The sequence below is a fragment of the Streptomyces sp. NPDC104581 genome (assembly GCF_055583685.1).
In genome coordinates, this window is record NZ_JBVJNN010000011.1 from 61,104 (window position 1) to 81,242 (window position 20,139).

Annotated in this window: 20 protein-coding genes and 1 tRNA gene; 5 read left to right on the forward strand and 16 right to left on the reverse strand. The window is 71.6% G+C overall.

The features are described 5' to 3' along the window. Positions 1–40: 40 nt before the first annotated feature. From ACZ61E_RS11865 to ACZ61E_RS11900, 8 genes are all read right to left on the reverse strand, one after another. Positions 41–1,639, reverse strand: a complete 1,599-nt coding sequence (locus ACZ61E_RS11865; protein ID WP_469699440.1) for an FAD-dependent oxidoreductase — start codon at positions 1,637–1,639, stop codon at positions 41–43. Positions 1,640–1,859: 220 nt separating this feature from the next. Continuing rightward, the gene (locus ACZ61E_RS11870; protein WP_469699441.1) at positions 1,860–2,903 is read right to left on the reverse strand and encodes a LacI family DNA-binding transcriptional regulator; all 1,044 of its coding nucleotides are present in this window, start codon (positions 2,901–2,903) and stop codon (positions 1,860–1,862) included. Further along, a complete protein-coding gene (locus tag ACZ61E_RS11875) occupies positions 2,900–4,033 on the reverse strand; it encodes an ABC transporter ATP-binding protein (protein ID WP_469699442.1) in 1,134 nt (377 codons plus the stop codon). Before ACZ61E_RS11875 ends, ACZ61E_RS11870 begins: the two co-directional genes overlap by 4 nt. Then, on the reverse strand, positions 4,030–5,196 hold the full coding sequence (locus ACZ61E_RS11880; RefSeq protein ID WP_469699443.1) for an ABC transporter ATP-binding protein: 1,167 nt from the start codon (positions 5,194–5,196) through the stop codon (positions 4,030–4,032). Before ACZ61E_RS11880 ends, ACZ61E_RS11875 begins: the two co-directional genes overlap by 4 nt. Before the next feature lie 64 nt (positions 5,197–5,260). Further along, the gene (locus ACZ61E_RS11885; protein WP_469699444.1) at positions 5,261–6,163 is read right to left on the reverse strand and encodes an ABC transporter permease; all 903 of its coding nucleotides are present in this window, start codon (positions 6,161–6,163) and stop codon (positions 5,261–5,263) included. Between the two features lie 6 nt (positions 6,164–6,169). Beyond that, the gene (locus ACZ61E_RS11890; protein ID WP_469699535.1) at positions 6,170–7,153 is read right to left on the reverse strand and encodes an ABC transporter permease; all 984 of its coding nucleotides are present in this window, start codon (positions 7,151–7,153) and stop codon (positions 6,170–6,172) included. Positions 7,154–7,236: 83 nt separating this feature from the next. Further along, positions 7,237–8,904 (reverse strand): ABC transporter substrate-binding protein, encoded by a 1,668-nt coding sequence (locus ACZ61E_RS11895; RefSeq protein ID WP_469699445.1) that lies wholly within the window; start codon positions 8,902–8,904, stop codon positions 7,237–7,239. Positions 8,905–9,248: 344 nt separating this feature from the next. Further along, positions 9,249–9,998: a TetR/AcrR family transcriptional regulator gene (locus ACZ61E_RS11900; RefSeq protein WP_469699446.1), complete on the reverse strand. Its 750-nt coding sequence runs from the start codon at positions 9,996–9,998 to the stop codon at positions 9,249–9,251. 156 nt (positions 9,999–10,154) lie between these two features. Between ACZ61E_RS11900 and ACZ61E_RS11905 the strand changes: the two genes are divergently transcribed. Both ACZ61E_RS11905 and ACZ61E_RS11910 read left to right on the forward strand, forming a co-directional pair. Continuing rightward, a complete protein-coding gene (locus tag ACZ61E_RS11905) occupies positions 10,155–11,378 on the forward strand; it encodes a saccharopine dehydrogenase family protein (RefSeq protein WP_469699447.1) in 1,224 nt (407 codons plus the stop codon). Between the two features lie 203 nt (positions 11,379–11,581). Further along, positions 11,582–11,803 carry a hypothetical protein gene (locus ACZ61E_RS11910; RefSeq protein WP_469699448.1) on the forward strand — a complete coding sequence of 74 codons (222 nt, stop codon included), beginning with the start codon at positions 11,582–11,584 and terminating at the stop codon, positions 11,801–11,803. 62 nt (positions 11,804–11,865) lie between these two features. Here ACZ61E_RS11910 and ACZ61E_RS11915 read toward each other — a convergent pair whose 3' ends face one another. Together ACZ61E_RS11915 and ACZ61E_RS11920 are read right to left on the reverse strand one after the other, a co-directional pair. After that, entirely contained in the window at positions 11,866–12,408 is a 543-nt protein-coding gene (locus ACZ61E_RS11915) for a hypothetical protein (RefSeq protein WP_469699449.1), read from the reverse strand. 130 nt (positions 12,409–12,538) lie between these two features. After that, a tRNA-Pro gene (locus ACZ61E_RS11920) sits at positions 12,539–12,612 on the reverse strand. Between the two features lie 100 nt (positions 12,613–12,712). Here ACZ61E_RS11920 and ACZ61E_RS11925 point away from each other — a divergent pair. Next, the gene (locus ACZ61E_RS11925; RefSeq protein ID WP_469699450.1) at positions 12,713–13,201 is read left to right on the forward strand and encodes a DUF309 domain-containing protein; all 489 of its coding nucleotides are present in this window, start codon (positions 12,713–12,715) and stop codon (positions 13,199–13,201) included. Between the two features lie 21 nt (positions 13,202–13,222). Here the strand turns inward: ACZ61E_RS11925 and ACZ61E_RS11930 are convergent, their stop codons facing one another. Beyond that, on the reverse strand, positions 13,223–13,411 hold the full coding sequence (locus ACZ61E_RS11930) for a hypothetical protein (RefSeq protein WP_469699451.1): 189 nt from the start codon (positions 13,409–13,411) through the stop codon (positions 13,223–13,225). 101 nt (positions 13,412–13,512) lie between these two features. Here ACZ61E_RS11930 and ACZ61E_RS11935 point away from each other — a divergent pair, with 101 nt between their 5' ends. Continuing rightward, positions 13,513–13,887, forward strand: coding sequence for a carotenoid oxygenase family protein (locus ACZ61E_RS11935; protein ID WP_469699452.1), 375 nt, complete (start codon positions 13,513–13,515; stop codon positions 13,885–13,887). A 62-nt stretch (positions 13,888–13,949) separates the two neighbouring features. On the opposite strand, the gene ACZ61E_RS11940 is transcribed toward ACZ61E_RS11935, so the two are convergent. From ACZ61E_RS11940 to ACZ61E_RS11950, 3 genes are read right to left on the reverse strand one after another with little or no spacing between them, the layout of a single operon-like run. Beyond that, positions 13,950–14,687 (reverse strand): LutC/YkgG family protein, encoded by a 738-nt coding sequence (locus ACZ61E_RS11940; protein ID WP_469699453.1) that lies wholly within the window; start codon positions 14,685–14,687, stop codon positions 13,950–13,952. Next, entirely contained in the window at positions 14,687–16,129 is a 1,443-nt protein-coding gene (locus ACZ61E_RS11945; RefSeq protein WP_469699454.1) for a LutB/LldF family L-lactate oxidation iron-sulfur protein, read from the reverse strand. The genes ACZ61E_RS11940 and ACZ61E_RS11945 overlap by 1 nt, the downstream gene beginning before the upstream one ends. Beyond that, positions 16,126–16,845 (reverse strand): (Fe-S)-binding protein, encoded by a 720-nt coding sequence (locus ACZ61E_RS11950; protein WP_469699455.1) that lies wholly within the window; start codon positions 16,843–16,845, stop codon positions 16,126–16,128. The genes ACZ61E_RS11945 and ACZ61E_RS11950 overlap by 4 nt, the downstream gene beginning before the upstream one ends. A gap of 107 nt (positions 16,846–16,952) precedes the next feature. On the opposite strand from ACZ61E_RS11950, the gene cobF reads away from it, so the two are divergent. Beyond that, positions 16,953–17,729, forward strand: coding sequence for a precorrin-6A synthase (deacetylating) (gene cobF, locus ACZ61E_RS11955; protein WP_469699456.1), 777 nt, complete (start codon positions 16,953–16,955; stop codon positions 17,727–17,729). Here the strand turns inward: cobF and ACZ61E_RS11960 are convergent. Together ACZ61E_RS11960 and rhaI are read right to left on the reverse strand one after the other, a co-directional pair. Then, positions 17,686–18,489: a cobalt-precorrin-6A reductase gene (locus ACZ61E_RS11960; protein WP_469699457.1), complete on the reverse strand. Its 804-nt coding sequence runs from the start codon at positions 18,487–18,489 to the stop codon at positions 17,686–17,688. The two genes, cobF and ACZ61E_RS11960, sit on opposite strands and share 44 nt — an antisense overlap. Before the next feature lie 308 nt (positions 18,490–18,797). Next, on the reverse strand, positions 18,798–19,967 hold the full coding sequence (rhaI, locus tag ACZ61E_RS11965; RefSeq protein ID WP_469699458.1) for an L-rhamnose isomerase: 1,170 nt from the start codon (positions 19,965–19,967) through the stop codon (positions 18,798–18,800). Between the last annotated feature and the right edge of the window lie 172 nt (positions 19,968–20,139).

The window sequence follows — 20,139 nt, forward strand, 5'->3', positions numbered from 1 at the left end:
TCGGTACTCGTCGGTGCTCGTCGGTGCTCGTGAGTGCTCGTCAGTAGTGGTGCGGCCGGCTGCGGATCTCCTCCGGCCAGGCCAGCCGGATGCCCAGGGTCTGACTCAGCAGCCGCTGGTAGTCGGCCAGTTGGGCCTGGTCGGAGCGGACCTTGCGGGGCGGCAGGGCCCGTTCGAGGCAGAAGCCGGCGAGGGCGCCCACGGCCTCGCCGATGGCCCACTCCACCGGGTGCAGCCGGTAGCACCCATTGGTGATGTGCGTGGTGCCGATGTTCTTGTTCGCCGGCAGGAGGTTGTCGACGCGTACGGGGATCAGCGCGCCCAGCGGGATCTGGAAGGGGTAGGACTCGATGTCGATGTAGGTGCGGCCACCGGTGCTCGGGTGCAGGTCGATGCGGTAGCTGCCGAGGCCGACGCTGTCGTGGAACACCTCGCCTCCCGCGCCCGGCGGACGGGCGGCGACACCCACGTGCTGTTCGACGACGGTGAACTCGGCCTTGATACGGCGCGATTCGCGGATGTACGGCGCCTTCGCCAGGCCGTCTGCGGTACCGGTGACATCGGGCCGCAGCCGCAGGCCCGGCCAGCCGGTGCCCCCGTCGGGGCGGGGCGCCTCGGTCTGGAGCCAGTGCAGGAACGAGAGCGACAGCTCCCGGCCGGCCGCGAGCGCCGCCTGCCGGGCCGTCGCGTCGACACCGAGCAGCGGCGCCTCCCAGTAGTCGATCTGCGGCCAGTTGACGACGGTGACGTCGGAGGCGAAGGCACCGGGCGTGAACGCGTCGCGGGCCAGGACCCGGCGGAATTGCCAGAGGTCGAAGTGCTCACCGGCCTCCCGGTCGGCCCCCATCAGCGCCCAGGTGCGCCGGTCGAGGGTGATGGGGACGATGTCGGTGAAGGAGAGCTGCGGGCCGGGCCAGAACGGGGCGACGGTGGTGCGCCAGTGGTCGTAGGAGGCGGGCCGGTCGATCACATGGTTCTCGCCGGGGCGGTGGTCGAGGGCGAAGCACCAGGACACGGCCTGCTGGTCGAGGGGGTCTGCGGTCTCGGGGGCGTGCGGTTCGCCGGTCTCGTCGCGGCCCTCGGCGCCGATGACGTGCTCCACTGCCGCCAGTTCCAGCAGGTCGCCCAGTTCGGTGGCGTCGGCGACGTAGGAGGCGTGGACGGTGACCTCGCGCCCGTCGGGTCCGGCCAGCGTGACCGCCTCGATCCGGTCGCCGTCGGTGTGCGCGGAGACGGGTTCGTGGCCGGTCAGGACGGTGATCGCACCGGCGGAGCGCCAGGGGGCGAGCATCTCCTCGATGACGGCGACGGCGACGCGCGGCTCGTGGCACATCCGGCTCACGACGCCGAGCCCGGGGTCGAGCAGCGGGTCCCGCGCGGCCTCCGGCAGGAGGGGATAGTTGCGGCGGTAGTAGTCGCGTACGCGCCGGCGCAGTTCGGCGTAGCCGGGCGGGCAGGCGGAGCCCTCGATCCAGGGATGCTCGTCGGGAGGCACGGCCTGGGCGGTGAGCTGTCCGCCGAGCCAGTCGGTGGCCTCGGTGAGCACCACCGTACGGCCGAGCCGGGCGGCGGTGAGCGCCGCGGCCACGCCGCCCAGTCCACCGCCGACGACGAGGATCTCCGTTCGTATCTCTGTCATGGCCCGGGGGCTCCTTCCGCCGGTTCCACCGGCTGGAGTGTTCGGTACAGGGGCACGTGCTGCTCAAGTGGCTCGTGTGCGGGCGGTGTTCGGGCCGGGGGCGCCGGTGGCCCGGCGTCCGTTCCGGGGCAGCCGGAACCGGCGGGCGGCGCCGTGCTGTCGTGCGGCGCGTCCCGGATCGCCGCGTGGTCCGTCCCGCCGGAGCCGTCCGGCGGGCGCCCTACGCGCTCACGGTCGCGAGGGTGGTACCGAGGACCAGCGGACACGGCACCAGCAGGCTCCCGGTCCGCTGCTCGGGGTCGGCGAGCATGTCCTGGAGCCGGTCGACGGCCATCCGGCCGATCTCGACGCGGGGGATCACGAGGGAGTCCCACTGTCCGGAGAGATCGGCCGGCGCCGCCTCCAGCACGGCGACGGACACGTCGTCGGGGATCTTCCGTCCCCGGGCGGCCAGGCGCTCGCGCAGACTCTCCGCGAGTCTCACGCTCTCCACCACGATGGCGGTCGCCGCGCCGCGCGCCACCTCGTCCAGCCACGGCTCGTCGATGCCGTCAGGGCCGAGTACCCCCGGGGAGGTGTCGGTCAGCCCGAGCCGTACGACGGTCTCCGCGTAGCCGACGCGGCGGTCCTCGTACGGCTCCATCTCCATCCACTCGCGCACATAGCCGAGCCGCCGGTGACCGTGCTCCGCGAGGCGTTGCACGATCTGTTCGCTCGCCGACCGGTAGTCGGGGACGATCTGCGGGATCTCCGCGCCGGGCACCTCGCGGCGGCCGATGTGGACGAAGGGATATCCCTCGTACCAGAGCCGGGCCAGCTCACCGCGGTCGGTGGAGACGCCGAGCAGGATGCTGCCGTCGGCCAGGTTGAGCCGGTTGGTGCCGTTCCGGTAGATCTTGCGCTCGCCGCCGCCACCCGAGCCGGTCGAGGTGAACAGGACCAGGTCGAAGCCGGTCTCCTCGGCCCGCTCCTCGATCCCGAGCAGGAACTCGAAGTAGAAGTCCTCGCTCGCGCGCGGGAAGACGCGCTCGAAGGTGTGCACGCCCAGCAGGTCGTTGCGCTGGTTGCGCATGGCCCGTGCCGCCGGGTTGGCGACGTAGCCCAGCTCGCGCACCGCCTCGAAGACCCGCTGCCTGGTCTCCTCGGGGATCCGCGCGGTCGCCGCGTTCCCGCTGATCACGCGGGACACCGCCGACTGGGACACCCCGGCCAGCCGTGCCACGTCCGCCTGGCTGGGTGCCTTGCCGCGCCGTCGCGCTGTCATGATGCCCCCTGGAGCGTCTCCCGCCGGGCGGCGGTCGCCGCGGCATGTGTGGTCTCGGCGAGTTCCCCGGCCCGGCCCTTCGCGTGCAGCCAGCACTTCGCCCAGTGCCCGTCGCCCAACTCCGTGCGCGGCGGGGCCTCGACGGCGCACTCCCGCATCGCGAACGGGCAGCGCGGGTGGAACCGGCAGCCCGCCGGCGGGTCGATGAGGCTGGGCGGCTCACCCAGTTCGTCGGCCCCGGCGAAGAGCTGATCGCGGTCCCCCACGCCGCGCTCGGGGTCCGGCGAGGACTCTATGAGCAGTTTGGTGTACGGGTGCTGCGGCGCCGAGATCACCTCCTCCTTCGGGCCGGACTCCACCATCTGACCCGCGTACATCACGGCGATCTCGTCGCAGAGGTACCGGGCGCCGGCGATGTCGTGCGTGATGTAGAGCAGCGCGAGCCCGTCCTCGGTGCGCAGCCGCTGGAGCAGGTTGAGCATCTCCAGGCGGATCGACACGTCCAGCATGGAGATCGGTTCGTCGCCCAGCAGGACCTTGGGTTCCACGGCGAGCGCGCGGGCGATCACGACGCGCTGGCGCTGCCCGCCGGAGAGCTCGTGCGGGAACTTCGCGGCGATCTCCGCGGCCGGGGTGAGACTGACCCGCTCCAGCAGCTCCGTCATCCGCCGCTCGCGCTCCCCGGCGGTGAGCCGCGGATGGTGGAGGCGCAGCGCGCGGTCGAGGTTGTAGCGGACACGGTGCAGCGGGTTCAGGGATCCGAACGGGTCCTGGAAGATCAGCTGGACCTCGGAGTGGTAGGCGCGCTGGGCCCGCCGGCTGGCGCCGATGGGTTCACCGCGCAGCAGGATCTCGCCCCTCGTCGGTTCGTGGAAGCGGGCCAGCATCCGGGCGAGGGTGGTCTTGCCGCTGCCGCTCTCCCCGACCAGCGCCAGAATCTGACCGGGTTTCAGGGACACCGTCGCGTCCTCGACGGCGCGGACGACGGAGGTACGGCCGAGCGGGCCGCGGACGGTGAAGTGCTTGGAGACGTCGCGCGCCTCCAGGACGTACCGCGGTCGGTCCGCCGCGGTCGCCGCGGTCTCCTGCCGCGGTGTGGCGGGCGCTTCCGCGCCGGGGGACTCGTTCATCGGGGCTCGCCTCCCGTCTCGGTGTCGGTGTCGGTGTGGGTGTGGGTGTCGGTGTGGGTGGGGCGACGGAGGTCATGGTGGCCGGTGCCGTCGGGGCCGGTGCCGTCGTGGGTCCGGTGCCGGGTCGCGCCGCCGTCCTCGTTGAGCAGGCACGCCGCCTCGTGGCCGGGCCGGGACCCCACCGGCAGGAGCGCCGGCAGCCGCTCGTCGCAGCCCTCCGTCCGCCGTGCGCAGCGCGGGTGGAAGGGGCAGCCGGCCGGTGGACGGCGCAGGTCGGGCGGGGTTCCGGGGATGCCGTGCAGGGTGCGCAGCGGGGAGCGCAGCGGCGGGAAGGAGTCCCGCAGGCCCTTGGTGTAGGGGTGTCGCGGATCGCTGTAGAGCGCGGCCGACTCACCGACCTCGACGACACGGCCCGCGTACATGATGGCGATCCGGTCGGCCAGTTCGAGCAGCAGCGACAGGTCATGGGTGACGAAGACGACCGCGAACCCCAACTCCTCGCGCAGTCGCAGGACCTGGGCGAGGATCTGCCGCTGCATGACCACGTCGACGGCCGTCGTCGGCTCGTCCATGACCACCAGTTCGGGACCGCAGGCCAGGGCCAGGGCGATGGCGGCGCGCTGGCGCATCCCGCCGGAGAGCTGGTGCGGGTAGTCGCGCACCCGGTCCCCGGAGATGCCGACCAGGGCGAGCAGTCCCGCCGCTCGCGTCCAGGCGTCCCGCTTGCTGACGGAGCGGTCGCGGGCGCGCAGGACGTCGGCGAACTGGGCGCCGATCCGCATCACCGGGTTGAGCGCGTCCATCGCGGACTGGAGCACGATGGACAGTGCCGTCCACCGGTAGCGGCGCAGCCTCCTGCTGTCGAGCGTGACGAGGTCGACGGGCCCGGCGCCGTCGCGTCCGTGGAAGAGGATCTGCCCCGCGGTGGTGACGGCGGGCGGACGCTGGAGCCGGGTCAGTGCGGTGATCAGCGTGGACTTTCCGGAGCCGGACTCCCCCGCGACGCCGAGGATCTCGCCCCGGTGCAGGGTCAGCGAGACATCGACGCAGGCCCGTACGGGGGCGCCGCCGGTGGCGTACTCGACGGTCAGGTCACGGACCTCCAGAACGGCCTGCCCGGCGGGCGCCTCGGCCGGCCGCTGCCGCTCGGTCTGTACGGTCATCAGGATTCACCTCCGGTCTGGACGGTCACGGGGGGCGGGGTCGCCCGGGGCTTGGGACAGCTGTTCACCGGGCCCCGCCTCCCGTCCGCGCCAGGCGCTTGGCCCTGCGCACCGACACCGGGCGGGCGGCTCTCAGCTTGGGGTTGGCCAGTTCGTCGACACCGAAGTTGACCAGTGCCGCCGCCGTACCGATCAGGGCGATGCAGAGACCGGGCGGGACGAACCACCACCACAGGCCGCGCAGTACGGCGCTCTGCTGCTGCGCCGACTGGATCATCGTCCCCCAGCTGATGGCCGAGGAGTCGGAGATGCCGAGGAAGGCGAGTCCCGCCTCCGCCATGACCGCACCGATCATGGCGTGCAGGAACATCGAGGCGATGAGGCCGGTGAGATGGGGCAGTACTTCGGCGAAGACCAGCCGGCGGCCACGTTCACCGAGCATCCGCATCGCCCGGACGAAATCGCGGTTGGCGATGCTGAGCGCCTGGGCGCGCAGCGTACGGGCCCCGCCGGACCAGCCGAAGAAACCGATGATCAGGGCGATGGTGGTGAGTCCGGTGCCCTGGAGGTAGCCGGTCACGATCAGGATGAGCGGCAGCGCGGGCAGCACGAGGAAGAGGTTGGTCAGGAAGTTCAGGGCGCCGTCCACCCGGCCGCCGTAGTACCCGGCGGGTACTCCGATCAGGATCGCCATGGCCGTGCCGACCACCGCGCCGAGCACCCCGACGTACATCGAGCCGCGGGCACCGGCGATGACCTGGGCGAGGACGTCCTGCCCGAACTGGTTGGTCCCCAGCAGGTGTTCACCGCCGGGCGGCTGGGCGATGAGGCTGGTGTCGTTGGCACGCGGGTCGAGCCCCAGCAGGCTCTGGCCGAGCCAGGGGCCGAACAGGGCCAGCAGGCTGAACAGGGCGAGGATGCCGAGTCCGACGCGGACCTTCCAGCTGGAGAGGAATGCGGTTCTCAACGTCCGTCACCCTCCTTCTCTGATACGTGGATCGAGCAGGGCGTACACGGAGTCGGCCAGCAGGTTCGCCAGCAGGACGGTCAGCATGATGAGGAAGAAGACCCCTTGCATCACGGGGTAGTCGCGCTGCTGGAGCGAGGTGAAGAGCAGATAGCCGACGCCGGGGTAGTTGAAGACCACCTCGGTGAGCAGGGCGCCGCCGACGACATGGCCGAGGGCGAGCGCGAAGCCCGTGAAGTTGGGCAGGACGGCGTTGCGGGCCGCGTAACGGAGCAGTACCCGGCGGCTGGAGAGGCCCTTGGCCTGGGCGAGCAGCACATAGTCCTCGCGGACGGTGGTCACCGTCATGTTGCGCATGCCGAGCAGCCAGCCGCCGAAGGCCGAGAAGACGATGGTGGCGGCGGGCAGCACCCCGTAGTGCAGCACGCTCAGCAGGAACGACGGGGACGCGCCGATCGGCAGGTCGGCGTCGTAACCGCCGGACAGCGGGAACCAGCCGAGCAGGAAGCCGAACAGCCACAGTCCCACCAGGGCCATCCAGAAGTACGGGATCGCCGAGACGAACGTGGTGAGCGGGCTGATCACGGTGTCGAACCGACCGCCCGCCTTCCAGCCGGCCAGCGCGCCGATACCGGTGCCCAGGACGAACGCGACCACCGTGGTCGTGCCGACCAGCAGCAGCGTCCAGGGCAGTCCCTGCCAGAGCAGATCGCTCACGGGGGTGGGGTAGTTGCTGATGGAGGTGCCGAGGTCGAGCCGGGCCAGCTGGCCCAGGTAGTCGAGGTACTGACGGCCGAGGTTGGCGTCCGGGTTGCCGAAGACCTTCTGGATCGACTCCAGGGCGCTGGGCGGCAGTTGCTGACCGCTGACGCGCTGGAGCTTCTCGACGATCGCGGCGGACGGATCGCCCGGCATGAGCCGGGGCAGAAAGAAGTTCAGGGTGATCGCCGACCAGGCGGCGGCCAGATAGAAGCCCAGCCGGCGGCCCAGGAATCCCCAGCGGCGGGGAGCCCCGGCACGGCGTGCGGGGGGCGGGACGGGCTCGGTGGGTGGGGCGGAGGGGGCCACCGCGGTCACTTGTCGGCCTGCTTCAGCTTCAGCAGAGTGAGCGTGGTGTCGGGACCGAGGCCGGGGAACGGCACGTAGGAGAAGTTCTCGGGGGTCGGCCAGCCGGACCAGTTCGCGGCGTTGATCGCCATGAACCAGTAGCTGTTGTAGATGGGGCTGTACGGCACCTGCTCGGCGACGATCTTCTGTAGTTCGTGCCCGGCGCTCGTCGTCACGGCGGGGTCCTGGGTCCCCAGCAGCCGGCCGATCGCCGCGTCGGTGGCCTCGTCCTTCCAGCGGCCGATGTTGGCGGCGGCCTTCTCACCCAGCGGGCGGTGGGCCCGGCTGCTCAGGGCGCTGTAGATACCGGCGACGCCGGCGCCGCCCGTGGTGCTGATGGTGAGGTCGAAGTCGCCCGTCTGCTGCTGGTCGAAGAGGTTGGCACCGGGGGCGCCGACCGACTTCACCTTGATCCCGAGGTGCTTCTCCCAGCTGCGGACCATGATGTTGGCGTACGGGTCCCAGCCGAAGTCCTGGTTGAACGAGAGTGTGGGGGCGTGGGACTTGCCGTCCTTCACCAGCTTGCCGCCCCTGACCTCGAAGCCGCTGAGGGCCAGTTCCTTGCGGGCTCCCTCGGGGTCGACCTTCTGCACTTTGCCCCGGTACTCCGGAAGGATCACATCGGCGTAGATCTCATCGACCAGACCGGTGGGTCCGGCCTCCGTGCCGGGGCGCTGGAGGGTGGTGACGATGTCCTCTCGCGGCAGGGTCATCGCCAGCGCCCGCCGCAGATGGACGTTGTCGAAGGGGGCGCGGGCGGCGTTGAAGAAGAGTGAGTACGCGCCGCCGGTGGCGTACTTCTGGTACAGGTGGTCCTTCGGGTTCTTCGCGACATACTCCTGCTCCGCACCGTTCCAGGCCACGAGGGCCCACTCCACGTCGTCACGGAGCAGTTGTGCCTTCACCGAGTCGACACTCGTCGGGATGATCTTGAAGGTCTTCAGGGCGAACCCGCCGCCCCAGTAGTCGGTCCTGGCGCCGAGGGTGACCTGCTGGGGAGCGAACCGCGTCAGGGTGAAGGGGCCGGTGCCGACCGGGTCGGGGTTGGTCCAGCGCTTGAGGTTCCTGCCCTCCCAGATGTGCTTCGGCACGACGGGGAGCTGAGGCGAGGCGAGCTGCCCGATCTCGCTGAAGGCGGGCTCGGGCCAGTGCACGGTGACGGTGGAGGCGTCCTTCTTGGTGACGCTGTCGTAGGTGGTTCCACCGGTGTTGAACGTGGGGTCCTCGAGCGGAATGCGCAGCGAGAACACGACGTCGTCGGCGGTCATGGGCTTGCCGTCGGAGAAGGTCACGTCACCGCGCAGCGTGATGGTGAGGGTGGTCCCGGACTCGTCGAACTCCATGCTCTCGGCCAGCCAGGGCTTGACCTTCCCGCCGTCGCTGTAGTCGATGCGCACCAGCGGCTCGTAGATCAGCTCGCCGTTGGGCGACTTCTGGGTGGCCGGTCCGAACATGTTGTAGTTGCGGACGAACGTCGTACCGCCATCGGTCTTGCCGAACACGAGCGTGTCGCCGCCCCCGCCGCCCGCCCCTCCCCCAGCGGCGCCCGTACCCGCGGTGCACGCGCTCGCTCCGAGCGGGACGGCGACGGCCGCCGCGGCGGCGCGCACTATGAAGGCTCTTCTGGTGGGCATGGCTGACTCCTGGCTCCTCGTGATGGCGGTGCGGGACGCGATCGCAATGCTCATACGTATGAGCAGCCGCATGAGAAGTGAACGGACCGTTGCTTCTACGTATGACCGGGAAACGTACGGAGGTTGCGAGGGTGCGTCAAGGGTGTGACGAGAAGGTTTTCCGGCCATCACCGATCGGTCACCAGCCCAACGGGGGCTCCGCCTGCGGTGACTTGCGTCCGGCGGTGCCGAACTCCTTCGCGCACGGTTCCGCTTGACCGCTCGCCACCGAACTGACGGCGCCCGGAGGGGCGTTGACACTCCGACGCCACATGCCTACGTTGAGCGCGTTCCGCCGACGCTCCTCACCCGTCGTGCGGCCCCTCCCCCGCGTGTTCCGCCGCCGCGCGGCGCCGGCCGGCCGGGAGCCTGGCCGCCGCGGCGTTCAGCAGGGTCTCCAGGACCACCGGATAGGCACTGTGCGTCATACGGGCGGCGAGGAGTCCTGCGGTGGCGGCGATGTGGGGGTGGGTGGCGGCGGGGAGCCGGGCGTATGTGGAGCTCCACATCTCCTCGTCCGTCGCGCGGGCCTCGTCGGTGAGGGCCAGCGATCCCGCGTCCAGGGCGGCGAAGGCCAGGCTGGAGTCGATGAACGCGTGGTAGACGCCGACCGCCGTGGTGTCGGGGAAGCCCGCGCCGCGCAGGACGCCGAGGATCGCCTCGTCCACCGCGATCTCCCGGGGCCGGCCGGTGACCCGGCTGGCGGTCAGTACGGCGGCCTGCGGATGCGCCAGGTAGGAGGAGTGGATGGCGAGCCCGAGTGCGCGCAGGTCGGCCTGCCAGTCGCCCGTCGCCGTCCAGCCGTCCAGCGCGCGCCCCATGAGTTCCTCGCCGATGGCCCGTGTCAGATCGTCCATGCCCGTGAAGTACCGGTAGAGGGTGCTCGGATCGGCGCCGAGTGCGGCGCCGAGGCGGCGGGCGGTCAGCCCGGTGCTGCCGTGCTCCTTCAGCACCCGCAGCGCGGTGCGCACGATCAGGGTCTCGGACAGTACGGAGCCCTGCCTGGTCGGACGGCGTCTGCGCCGCGCCCCCTCCGGAACCACCTGTTTCGGCATCGCGCTGCTCCCCTCCTGCCGGTTTCCGTGTCCCCGCCCGCCCACCGCCGTCCGGCCGGCGCGCTTATGCCAACACAGTTGACCGTAGCCGGTCCCGTCGCGTTGCATCGGGGCACCCCGGCAGGCGCCCGCCTGCGGGAACGAAAGGTGTGCGACATGCGTGTACTGCTCGTGGGCGCGGGCGGCGTCGGAACAGCCGTCACCCGGATCGCGGCCCGCCGGGACTTCCTGACCCATATGACGGTGGCCGACTACGACCTGTCCCGCGCCGAGGCGGCCGTCGCCGCGCTGGGTGAGCACGGGGACCGCTTCGGCGCACGGCGCCTGGACGCCTCCGACGAGGAGGCGGTCCGCCGGGCACTCGTCGAGAACGACTGCGACGTCCTGCTCAACGCCACCGACCCGCGGTTCGTCATGCCGCTGTTCCGGGCGGCCCTCGCGGCGGGCACGCACTATCTGGACATGGCGATGTCCCTCTCCTCGCCGCACGGCACCCACCCCTACGAGCGCTGCGGTGTGAAGCTCGGCGACGGGCAGTTCGAGCTGGCCGCCGAGTGGGAGCGGTCGGACCGACTGGCCCTCGTCGGCATGGGTGTGGAGCCGGGCCTCTCGGACGTCTTCGCACGCTACGCGGCCGACGAACTCTTCGACGAGATCGAGGAGATCGGTATCCGCGACGGTGCCGATCTGACGGTCGAGGGCTACGACTTCGCCCCGTCCTTCAGCATCTGGACCACCATCGAGGAGTGCCTCAATCCGCCGGTGGTCTACGAGAAGGAGCGCGGCTGGTTCACGACCGCGCCGTTCAGCGAGCCGGAGGTCTTCGACTTCCCCGCGGGCATCGGCCCGGTGGAGTGCGTCAACGTGGAGCACGAGGAGGTGCTGCTGATCCCCCGCTGGGTCGACGCGCGGCGGGTGACGTTCAAGTACGGCCTCGGCGACGACTTCATCGCCAAGCTCAAGGTCCTCCACGAGCTGGGTCTGGACTCCACCGCCGAGGTCACGGTCCCCGGGCGGAACGGGCCGGTCCAGGTCTCTCCCCGTGACGTGGTCGCGGCCTGTCTGCCCGACCCGGCCACGCTCGGCGACCGCATGACCGGCAAGACCTGCGCGGGCACCTGGGTCAAGGGTGTCAAGGACGGCGCCGCGCGTGAGGTGTACCTCTACCACGTGGTCGACAACCAGTGGTCGATGGGCGAGTACGGCTCCCAGGCCGTGGTCTGGCAGACCGCGATCAACCCGGTCATCGCCCTCGAACTGATCGCCGGCGGCGAATGGACCGGCAGCGGCGTCCTCGGCCCCGAGGCCCTGCCGCCCCGCCCCTTCCTCGACCTCCTCGCCGCGTACGGCGCGCCCTGGGGTCTGCGCGAGGAGAACTGAGGCGACACCCCGGCCCGCGCCCCCACGGGCCGGGGTGTCGCTCGGTCAAGGTGTCGTTCAGAGGCAAACCGGGGGCCGGCGGCTACGATTGAGGTGCCGAAAGCCCTGGGTTCCGCCGGTTCCAGCCGTGTCCGAGAGGCCACGCGACTGTCCCGCGTGACGTGGGAACGCTGTCGGTACCCGCTCCACGCAAGGGGGTTCTCGTGACCACAGCCCCGACCCCGCCCACCGTTCCCGGCCCCGGGGACCCGAAGCCGTTCCTGCCCGTACGCACGGCCATCGTCCTCCAGACGGCCGCCTTCGTGGGGGCGATCGCCGGGGCCCTCACCTACCTCAGCACCGGCGACACGGCCGGCGCGATCCTCGCGGGGCTGGCCGGCCTCGGCGCGAGCGTGCCGGCCCTGAACGGACTGATCGGTGACTGAGCCCGAGCACTCCCGCGCGGCACCACGGCACCACCGTGAACGCCCCGGCGGGAAGCGGACTCTCAGGTGCCGCCGCGCCCTCCGCCGGGTGCCGGCACCCCGACCGGGTCGTCGGCCCGCAGCAGGTGGTCGGGCAGCACCGACACCAGATGCGGCCACCAAGTGGGATGCTCGCGCAGCAGATGGCGCAGGACCGGGCTGTTCTCAACGGTCTCCCGGCAGTAGTCCGTCCACGGTCCGGCGCTGCCGCTCGCGGGGACGCGCTCGTGCACGTGCGCACCGCTGCTCATCACATCGGCGAGCAATTCACCCAGGGTGAGGACGGCCGCACGCTCGGGGCCCGCGTCGGGCAGCGGCTTGGCACCGTAGAAGTACTCCCGTGCGCCCTCCCGCTCCAGCATGAGGGTGTGCACCTCGCGCAGGGACCGCAGCACCGTGTCGTTCGCCGACGCGGCGGCCACGACATTGGCCACCCTGGCCTGCTCGACGGCCACGCTCGTCTGCCGCGCCGCCGTCTTCGTCTGCCTGGCCAGATAGAACATCGACCACGCGTTCAAACAGAACGCGAGTGCCGCCACCGACGCACCCGCAGCCTCCGCCGACATGCCGCCCCCCGTCTCGCACACGCGCACGTGTGAGCACAGTAGCGCCACGGGTCATGGATGGTCCCGACAAAGACCGAGGGCCTGCTCCGGATTTCTCCGGAGCAGGCCCTTGACCACGACTCTCTCAGCGTCGGGACGACAGGATTTGAACCTGCGACCCCTTGACCCCCAGTCAAGTGCGCTACCAAGCTGCGCCACGTCCCGCTGTTCCGCCGCCCGCGAGATCTCCCGGCGGCCACAGTCGAGAACTTTACCCCACGCGGGGTGGGCGACGGGTCGCAGGCGGTGGGGAGACAATCGGGGCATGACCGAGAAGCGGCGGGATCGGGACGTCGAAGGGCGGGCGCGGAACGCGCGGCCGAGGGATGGGCTGGGGCGGCCGTTGCCCTACGGGGAACCCGGGGTCGAGCGACAGCCCGAGGGGGTGGTGCGCGGGGCCGACGAGACCTTGCGGGAGGCCCAGCGCCTGCTCGACGCGGGAATGCCGTTCCACGCGCACGAGGTGTTCGAGGACGCGTGGAAGTCGGGCCCCGACGAGGAGGAGGCGCTGTGGCGCGGGATGGCGCAGCTCGCGGTGGGGCTGACGCATGCGGCGCGTGGCAACCCGAAGGGCGGGGCGCGGCTGCTGCTGCGGGGAGCCGAGCGGATTTCGGGGTACGGGGCGCCGTACGGGATCGATGTCCCGGGACTGACCTCGTGGGCGGGCGATCTGGCGGCCCGGATCGAGGACGACGCCCCGGTGGACGCCTCGGCCGAGGCGCCGCGCCTGACGCGGCCGGCGGGCGGTGGGTGAACTCCCTTGCCGGGGGCCCGGCTACACCCGTGTCCGGCCCTCAGCCCTCCTGAGCCGCGCCACGATCTCCAGCAGGATCTCGCTGCGGCTCGGTGTCATGCGCCGCACCGGCGGCCCGGTGCGCTGGTTCGAGGTCATGGACTTCACGTCCATGCCCGCCCCGGCGCGTGTCACGGGCCGCGGCAACGGCGGTCCCTCGGTGGACGGCACGCCGTCACTCGACCGCTGGACCATCGACCTCGCGCACGGCCGCGTCCGCCACCGGCGGTCGGCGACCGGCCGCAGGAGTTCCGCGCGTCAACGAGTCGCTGGTGGCGCGCCGTCACCGGTACGTCTACTCGGCGTCGGCCGGCGACATGTGGACGGCGTGCGGCACCGTCGACGGCGTGCGGCCGGACAGGTCCTTCGACAACGAGCCGATCAAGCACGATCTGTTCCGGGGCACGAGCGGGGCGCACCGCTTGCCGAAGGGGGCGGCGGTGTCGGAGGCGGTGTTCGTACCGTCCCGCTCGGCGTCGGCGGAGGACGACGGCTGCACCCTGGCCCATGTGCACGATCCGGATCGCGGCGCTTGCGACCTCGTCGTCCTCTCCGCGCAGGACTGCACCGGACGGCCGGTGGCGCGTGTCCATCTGCCGGGCCGGGTGCCGCTGGGCTTACACGGCAGCTGGGTGCCGGACGCGTGACGGCCCGCCGGGCGTCCGGCACCTGACGGCCCGCCGGGGGTGTCCGTGAGGCCCCGGCCGGGTCAGTCCTCGACCAGGACGACCTCCAGCGTGCGGGGACCGTGCACGCCCTCGACCCGGTCCAGCTCGATGTCGCTGGTGGCGGAAGGGCCCGAGATCCAGGTCAGTGGACGGGTCGGGTCGAGGCGCGGCATCGCCCGCGGGACGGAGGCGACGACCTGTTCCGGCGCGCGGACCACACAGATGTGGTGGTCCGGTACGAGTGAGATACGGCGCCGGCCCTGGTCGGGACCGCCGTCCAGGACGATCGTGCCGGTCTCCGCGATGGCCACGGCGCAGCCGGTGACGACGCTGTCGACCTCGTCCAGCTCCTGCGCGGTGGACGCCTCGCGGTCGGGGACCCGGGTCGGATCGGCGGAGGCGAGCCAGGACGGCGGAAGGCCCGGCGGCACCAGGACCGTACGGGAGCCGTGCTCGGCAAGCAGCCGCCCCAGCAGCTCCGTGAGCCCGGCGGAGTCGGTGCGGTGGACGACGGCGCGGTAGTCGGCGAGGTTCTCGGCCAGCAGGTCGACCATGGCGGAGTCGGGGGTGTGCGTGTCGAGATAGTCGCGCGTGGCCTCGGGGGTGTCGGGCGCGTCGGCGACGGCGGCACGGATGCGGGCCAGGATGCGCTCGCGCGAGCCCGATCGAGGGGCGGCGGAGGCGCCCTCCGCCGGATCGGCGGACACGCCGGTGGCCGGGCCGGTCGCGGGGCCGCCGGGCGGATCGGTGGGCGGTTCGGTTGCCGGGTCGCTGGTCATCACGGCTTCCTCCCGTCCGTCTTCGGCTTCCGGTTCTTCCTCCACCAGTCCCGGAACGGCTCCGCGGGCATCTCCGGCAGCTCCCTGCTCCGCGTCCACGCGCCGGCGCCCGGCAGCTTCGAAGGATGCAGCTTGCGGGTCCTGGACGCGACCCGCTCCCCCGCCCCCAGCACACCGGGGTGGTCGAGCACCCAGCCGGCCGCCTTCATCGCGGCCTTCTCGACCCGGTGGCCCTTGCCGCCCTGGCCGGCGACCCGCTCGCGCAGATGGACCAGCACCTCGGGGATGTCGATCGCGACCGGGCACACCTCGTAGCAGGCACCGCAGAGCGAGGACGCGTACGGCAGTGAGGCGTCGATCTCGCTCTGCGTGCCCCGGAGTTGGGGGCTGAGGATGGCGCCGATCGGTCCGGGGTAGACGGAGCCGTACGCGTGTCCGCCGGCTCGCTCGTAGACGGGGCAGACGTTGAGACACGCCGAGCAGCGGATGCAGCGCAGCGCCTGGCGGCCGACCTCGTCGGCGAGGGTGTCGGTGCGGCCGTTGTCGAGGAGGACGAGGTGGAAGGTGCGCGGCCCGTCTCCGTCGGCGGTGCCCGTCCAGGTCGAGGTGTACGGGTTCATCCGCTCGGCCGTCGACGAGCGGGGCAGCGTCTGGAGGAACACCTCCAGATCGCGCCAGGTCGGCACCACCTTCTCGATGCCGACCACGGAGATGAGTGTCTCCGGCAGGGTCAGACACATCCGGCCGTTGCCCTCGGACTCGAAGACGACGAGCGTGCCGGTCTCGGCGACCATGAAGTTGGCGCCGGAGACGCCGACCTTCGCGCGCAGGAACTTCTCACGCAGGTGGAGCCGTGCGGCCTCGGCGAGGTCGGCCGGGGTGTCGGAGAGCCCCTGGGGTGCGGCGCGCCCCCAGTCGGCCATCTTCTCGCGGAAGATGTCGCGGATCTCGCCGCGGTTGCGGTGGATGGCGGGGACGAGGATGTGCGACGGCCGGTCGTCGCCGAGCTGGACGATGAGTTCGGCGAGGTCGGTCTCGTACGCCGCGATGCCTTCGGCCGCCAGGGCCTCGTTGAGCCCGATCTCCTGCGTGGCCATCGACTTGACCTTGACGACCTCGCTCTCGCCGGTGGCCCTGACCAGATCGGCGACGATCCGGTTGGCCTCGTCGGCGTCGGCCGCCCAGTGGACGGTGCCGCCCGCCTCGGTGACCCTGGCCTCCAACTGGACGAGGTAGCGGTCGAGATGGCGGAGCGTGTGGTCCTTGATCTGCTTCCCGGCCTCGCGCAGTTCGGCCCAGTCGGCCAGTTCGGCCACCGCCTTGGCGCGCTTGTCGCGGATGGTGTGGGTGGCGTGGCGCAGATTGCCGCGCAGGGTCCTGTTCTGCACGGCCTCCTTCGCCGCCCGTGGGAAGGACGGCATACCGATGAACGTCCCGCTCATACGAGGGGCTCCTCTCGGGTGCTCGCCAGGATGTCGGCGAGATGCAGGGCGCGCAGCGGAGCCTCTTCGCGGCGCAGGACGCCCCCGATGTGCATCAGGCACGAGTTGTCGGCGCCGCACAGGACGTCGGCGCCGGTGGAGACGGCGTTGCTGACCTTGTCCTGGCCCATGGCGGTCGATACATCGGAGTTCTTCAGGGCGAAGGTGCCGCCGAATCCGCAGCATTCGTCGGCGCCGGGCAGCTCGCGCAGCTCCAGTCCTTCGACGGCTTCCAGGAGGCGTCGGGGTCTGTCCCCGAGGCCGAGGAGGCGCAGCCCGTGGCAGGACGGGTGGTAGGTGACGGTGTGCGGGAAGTAGGCGCCGACGTCGGTCACTCGCAGGACGTCGACCAGGAACTCGGTCAGCTCGTAGGTGCGGGAGGCGAGGGAGGCTGCGGAGGCGTCGCCCGTCTTCGGATAGTGCTGCCGGACCATGGCGGCACAGGATCCGGAAGGGGTCACGACGTACTCGTACCCCTCGAAGGCGGCGGCCGTGCGGCGTACGAGCGGCTCGGTCTGCGCGCGGTAGCCGGTGTTGAACTGGGGCTGGCCGCAACAGGTCTGCGCCTCGGGGAAATCGACCTCCACTCCGAGGCGTTCGAGGAGCCGCACGGTCGCGATCCCGGTGGACGGATACACCGCGTCGTTGACGCAGGTGACGAAGAGAGCGACACGCATGGCCGGAGCATATGCGGTGACCTGCGGCGAACGTAAGACCCGCGCAGTCATCCGATGTATCTACGCGGGCGGTTGAGCTTCCCGCACCATGAGGCAGACTCGGCCCGGTGAGACAGATCTATGTGATCGGCATCGGCGCGGGCGACCCCGACCAGCTGACCCTTCAGGCGGTCAAGGCGCTGAACCGGGTGGACGTGTTCTTCCTCCTCGACAAGGGCGAGGCGAAGGCGGACCTGATCGGGCTGCGGCACCACATCCTCGCCGAGCACATCGCCGAGGGCCGGGAGTACCGGCTGGTGGAGGCGCGCGACCCGGAGCGCGACCGGGCGGCGGGCGGCGCCGACTACTCCCCCGCCGTCGGCGACTGGCGCAGCCGCCGGGCCGACATCTACGAGCGGATGATCACCGAGGAGCTGGGCGAGGACCAGGTCGGCGCGTTCCTGGTCTGGGGTGATCCCGCGCTGTACGACTCCACGCTCGGCGTCCTGGACGAGATCCTGGCGCGCGGCACGGTGGGCTTCGAGCACGAGGTGATCCCCGGCGTCAGCAGTGTCTCGGCACTGCTCGCCAAGCACCGCACGGGGCTGAACCGGGTGGCGCGCCCGGTGCAGATCACCACGGGCCGGCGGCTGGCGCAGGCGTGGCCGGAGGGGGTGGACGACGTGGTGGTGATGCTGGACGGGCACCAGTCGTTCCGTCACCACCTGGCGGAGGACCCGGTCATCCACTGGGGCGCGTACGTCGGGACGGCGGACGAGATCCTGGTGTCGGGGCGGCTGTCCGAGGTGGCGGACCGGATCGTGGCGCTACGGGCGGAGGCCCGCGCCCGCAAGGGCTGGATCATGGACACGTATCTGCTGCGGCGGGACACGCCCCGGGACTGAGCCCGAGCCGGTCGAGCGCGGCTCGTACGCCGGTGACCTGGGGCACGCCCTCGGGCGCGGGCGGGCGTTCGACCATCACCACGGGAAGGCCGAGCCCGCGGGCGGCGGTGAGTTTCGCGGCGGTGGCGGACCCGCCGCTGTCCTTGGTGACCAGGACGTCGACGCGGTGTTCGCGCAGGAGCGCGGTCTCGCCGTCGACGGTGTACGGGCCCCGGTCCAGCAGGACACGCGTACTGCGGGGCAGGGGCGGCTCGGGCGGTTCCACGGTGCGTACGACGAAGTGCGTCCCGTCCAGTCCGGGGCCCGCGAAGGCGGCGAGACCCTGGCGGCCGGTGGTCAGGAGGACCCGGCGCGCGCCGAGTTGGGGGAGCAGCGCGGCGGCGTCCGCGAGGGAGCCGACGGGGTGGCGGCGGTCGCGCGGGTCGGCGGGCCAGCCGGGGCGGCGCAGCGCGAAGTGGTCGGTGCCGGAGGCGGTTGCCGCCTGCGCGGCGTGGGCGCTGATGGTGGCGGCGAAGGGGTGCGTGGCGTCCACGAGCACGTCGACTCGGTGCGCGAGGAGCCACGCGGCAAGGGCCTCGGGCCCTCCGAAGCCGCCGACACGGACATCACCGGCGGGGCGGGCGGGATCGCTGACACGCCCGGCGAGTGAGGTCGTGACGTGCAGGTGAGGGGCCCCGGCGGCGAGCGCGTCGGCGAGCCGCCGGGCTTCGGCGGTGCCACCGAGGATGAGCACGCGCAGGCCGCGCGGGGCGTCGGGCATACCGCCGAGGCTACGGGGACGGTACGGGGACGGGGGCGCGGGGCCCGGCTCACAGGGCCGGCGGTCGCTGCCGTCCGTGCGGTCCTGCGGGTGCGTACGGCGGCAACGCCGGTGCCGAACTCCGTTCCGGGGCGGGGCTGTTCCGGTCCGCGCGGTCCCGTGGATCAGCCGTGGGATGATGTCCGGATCGCGCGCGGTCCTATGGACGCGCGCATGGCGGCGGACGACGAGGAGTGCGGAACCGCCTCCCGATCGTGAACCGGCCATGCCGACAAGGGAGTTCGGCCGGGGAGTCACGCCCGGGACGTCTACGCCCCCCAGCCCGCCTGCTCCCCGCCCACCCGTTCCCCCACGATCCGCTTGCCGTAGCCCGACGCGTGGTAGGCCGCCACCGGGTCCGCGTCCGCGCCCAGTCCGGTGCGTACCTCGGCGACCAGCGGGCGTACGTCGGTGTTGTAGGCGTCCATCAGCGCCGCGTTCGCCGCGAGGACGTCGCCGTCCCGCTGGGCGGCGGCCAGGGCCTCCGCGTCGACCAACAGGGCCTTGGCCGTGGCCTCCTGAACGTTCATCACCGAGCGGATGACGGCGGGGACCTTCTCCTCGATGTTGTGGCACTGGTCGAGCATGAAGGCGATGTCCGGGGTGAAGCCGCCGCCCCGGATCACCTCGTACATGATGCGGAACAGCTGGAACGGGTCGGCGGCGCCGGCCATCAGGTCGTCGTCCGCGTAGAAGCGGGAGTTGAAGTCGAAGCCGCCGAGCTTCCCCTCCCGGAGCAGGATCGCGACGATGAACTCGATGTTCGTGCCGGGAGCGTGGTGCCCGGTGTCCACGACGACCCGTGCCTTCTCGCCGAGGCGCAGACAGTGCGCGTAGGCCGTTCCCCAGTCGGGGACGTCGGTGGCGTAGAAGGCGGGCTCGAAGAGTTTGTACTCCAGCAGCATCCGCTGGTCGTCGCCGAGCCGTTCGTACACGGCCGACAGCGCCTCGGAGAGACGGTCCTGACGGGCCCTGATGTCGTCCTGGCCGGGGTAGTTGGTGCCGTCGGAGAACCAGAGCTTGAGGTCCCGTGACCCCGTCGCGTCCATGATGTCGACGCACTCCATGAGATGCCCGAGCGCCTTGCGGCGCACCGCGGCGTCCGGATGGCAGACGCTGCCGAGCTTGTAGTCGTCGTCCTGGAACACATTGGCGTTGACGGTGCCGAGCCGTACGCCCCGCTCGCGGGCGTGGTCGGCGAGGGCGCCGTAGTCGCCGACCCTGTCCCAGGGGATGTGGAGCGCGACCGTGGGCGCGACGCCGGTGTGGGCGTGGACGCGGGCGGCGTCGTCCAGTTTCTCCTCGGGGGTACGGGGGACGCCGGGCCGGGCGAAGACCTTGAACCGGGTACCGCTGTTGCCGTACGCCCAGGACGGCGTCTCGACGGCCTGGGTCGCGAGGGCCGCCCGCACGGCGGAGATGTCGGATCGGCTCGTCATCTCTCAACGCTCCATTCAGCAGACCATGAATCGATTCATCATGGGCGATGATGAGCCGGGCCGATCAGCCTGTCAAGGCCGCAACTCGTCCATCACGCGGGCATCGCCTCTTCACACGGAGAAGGCGCGGGTTTCCGGTGCACGCCCATTGACGCGCACCGCTCCGCCCGTC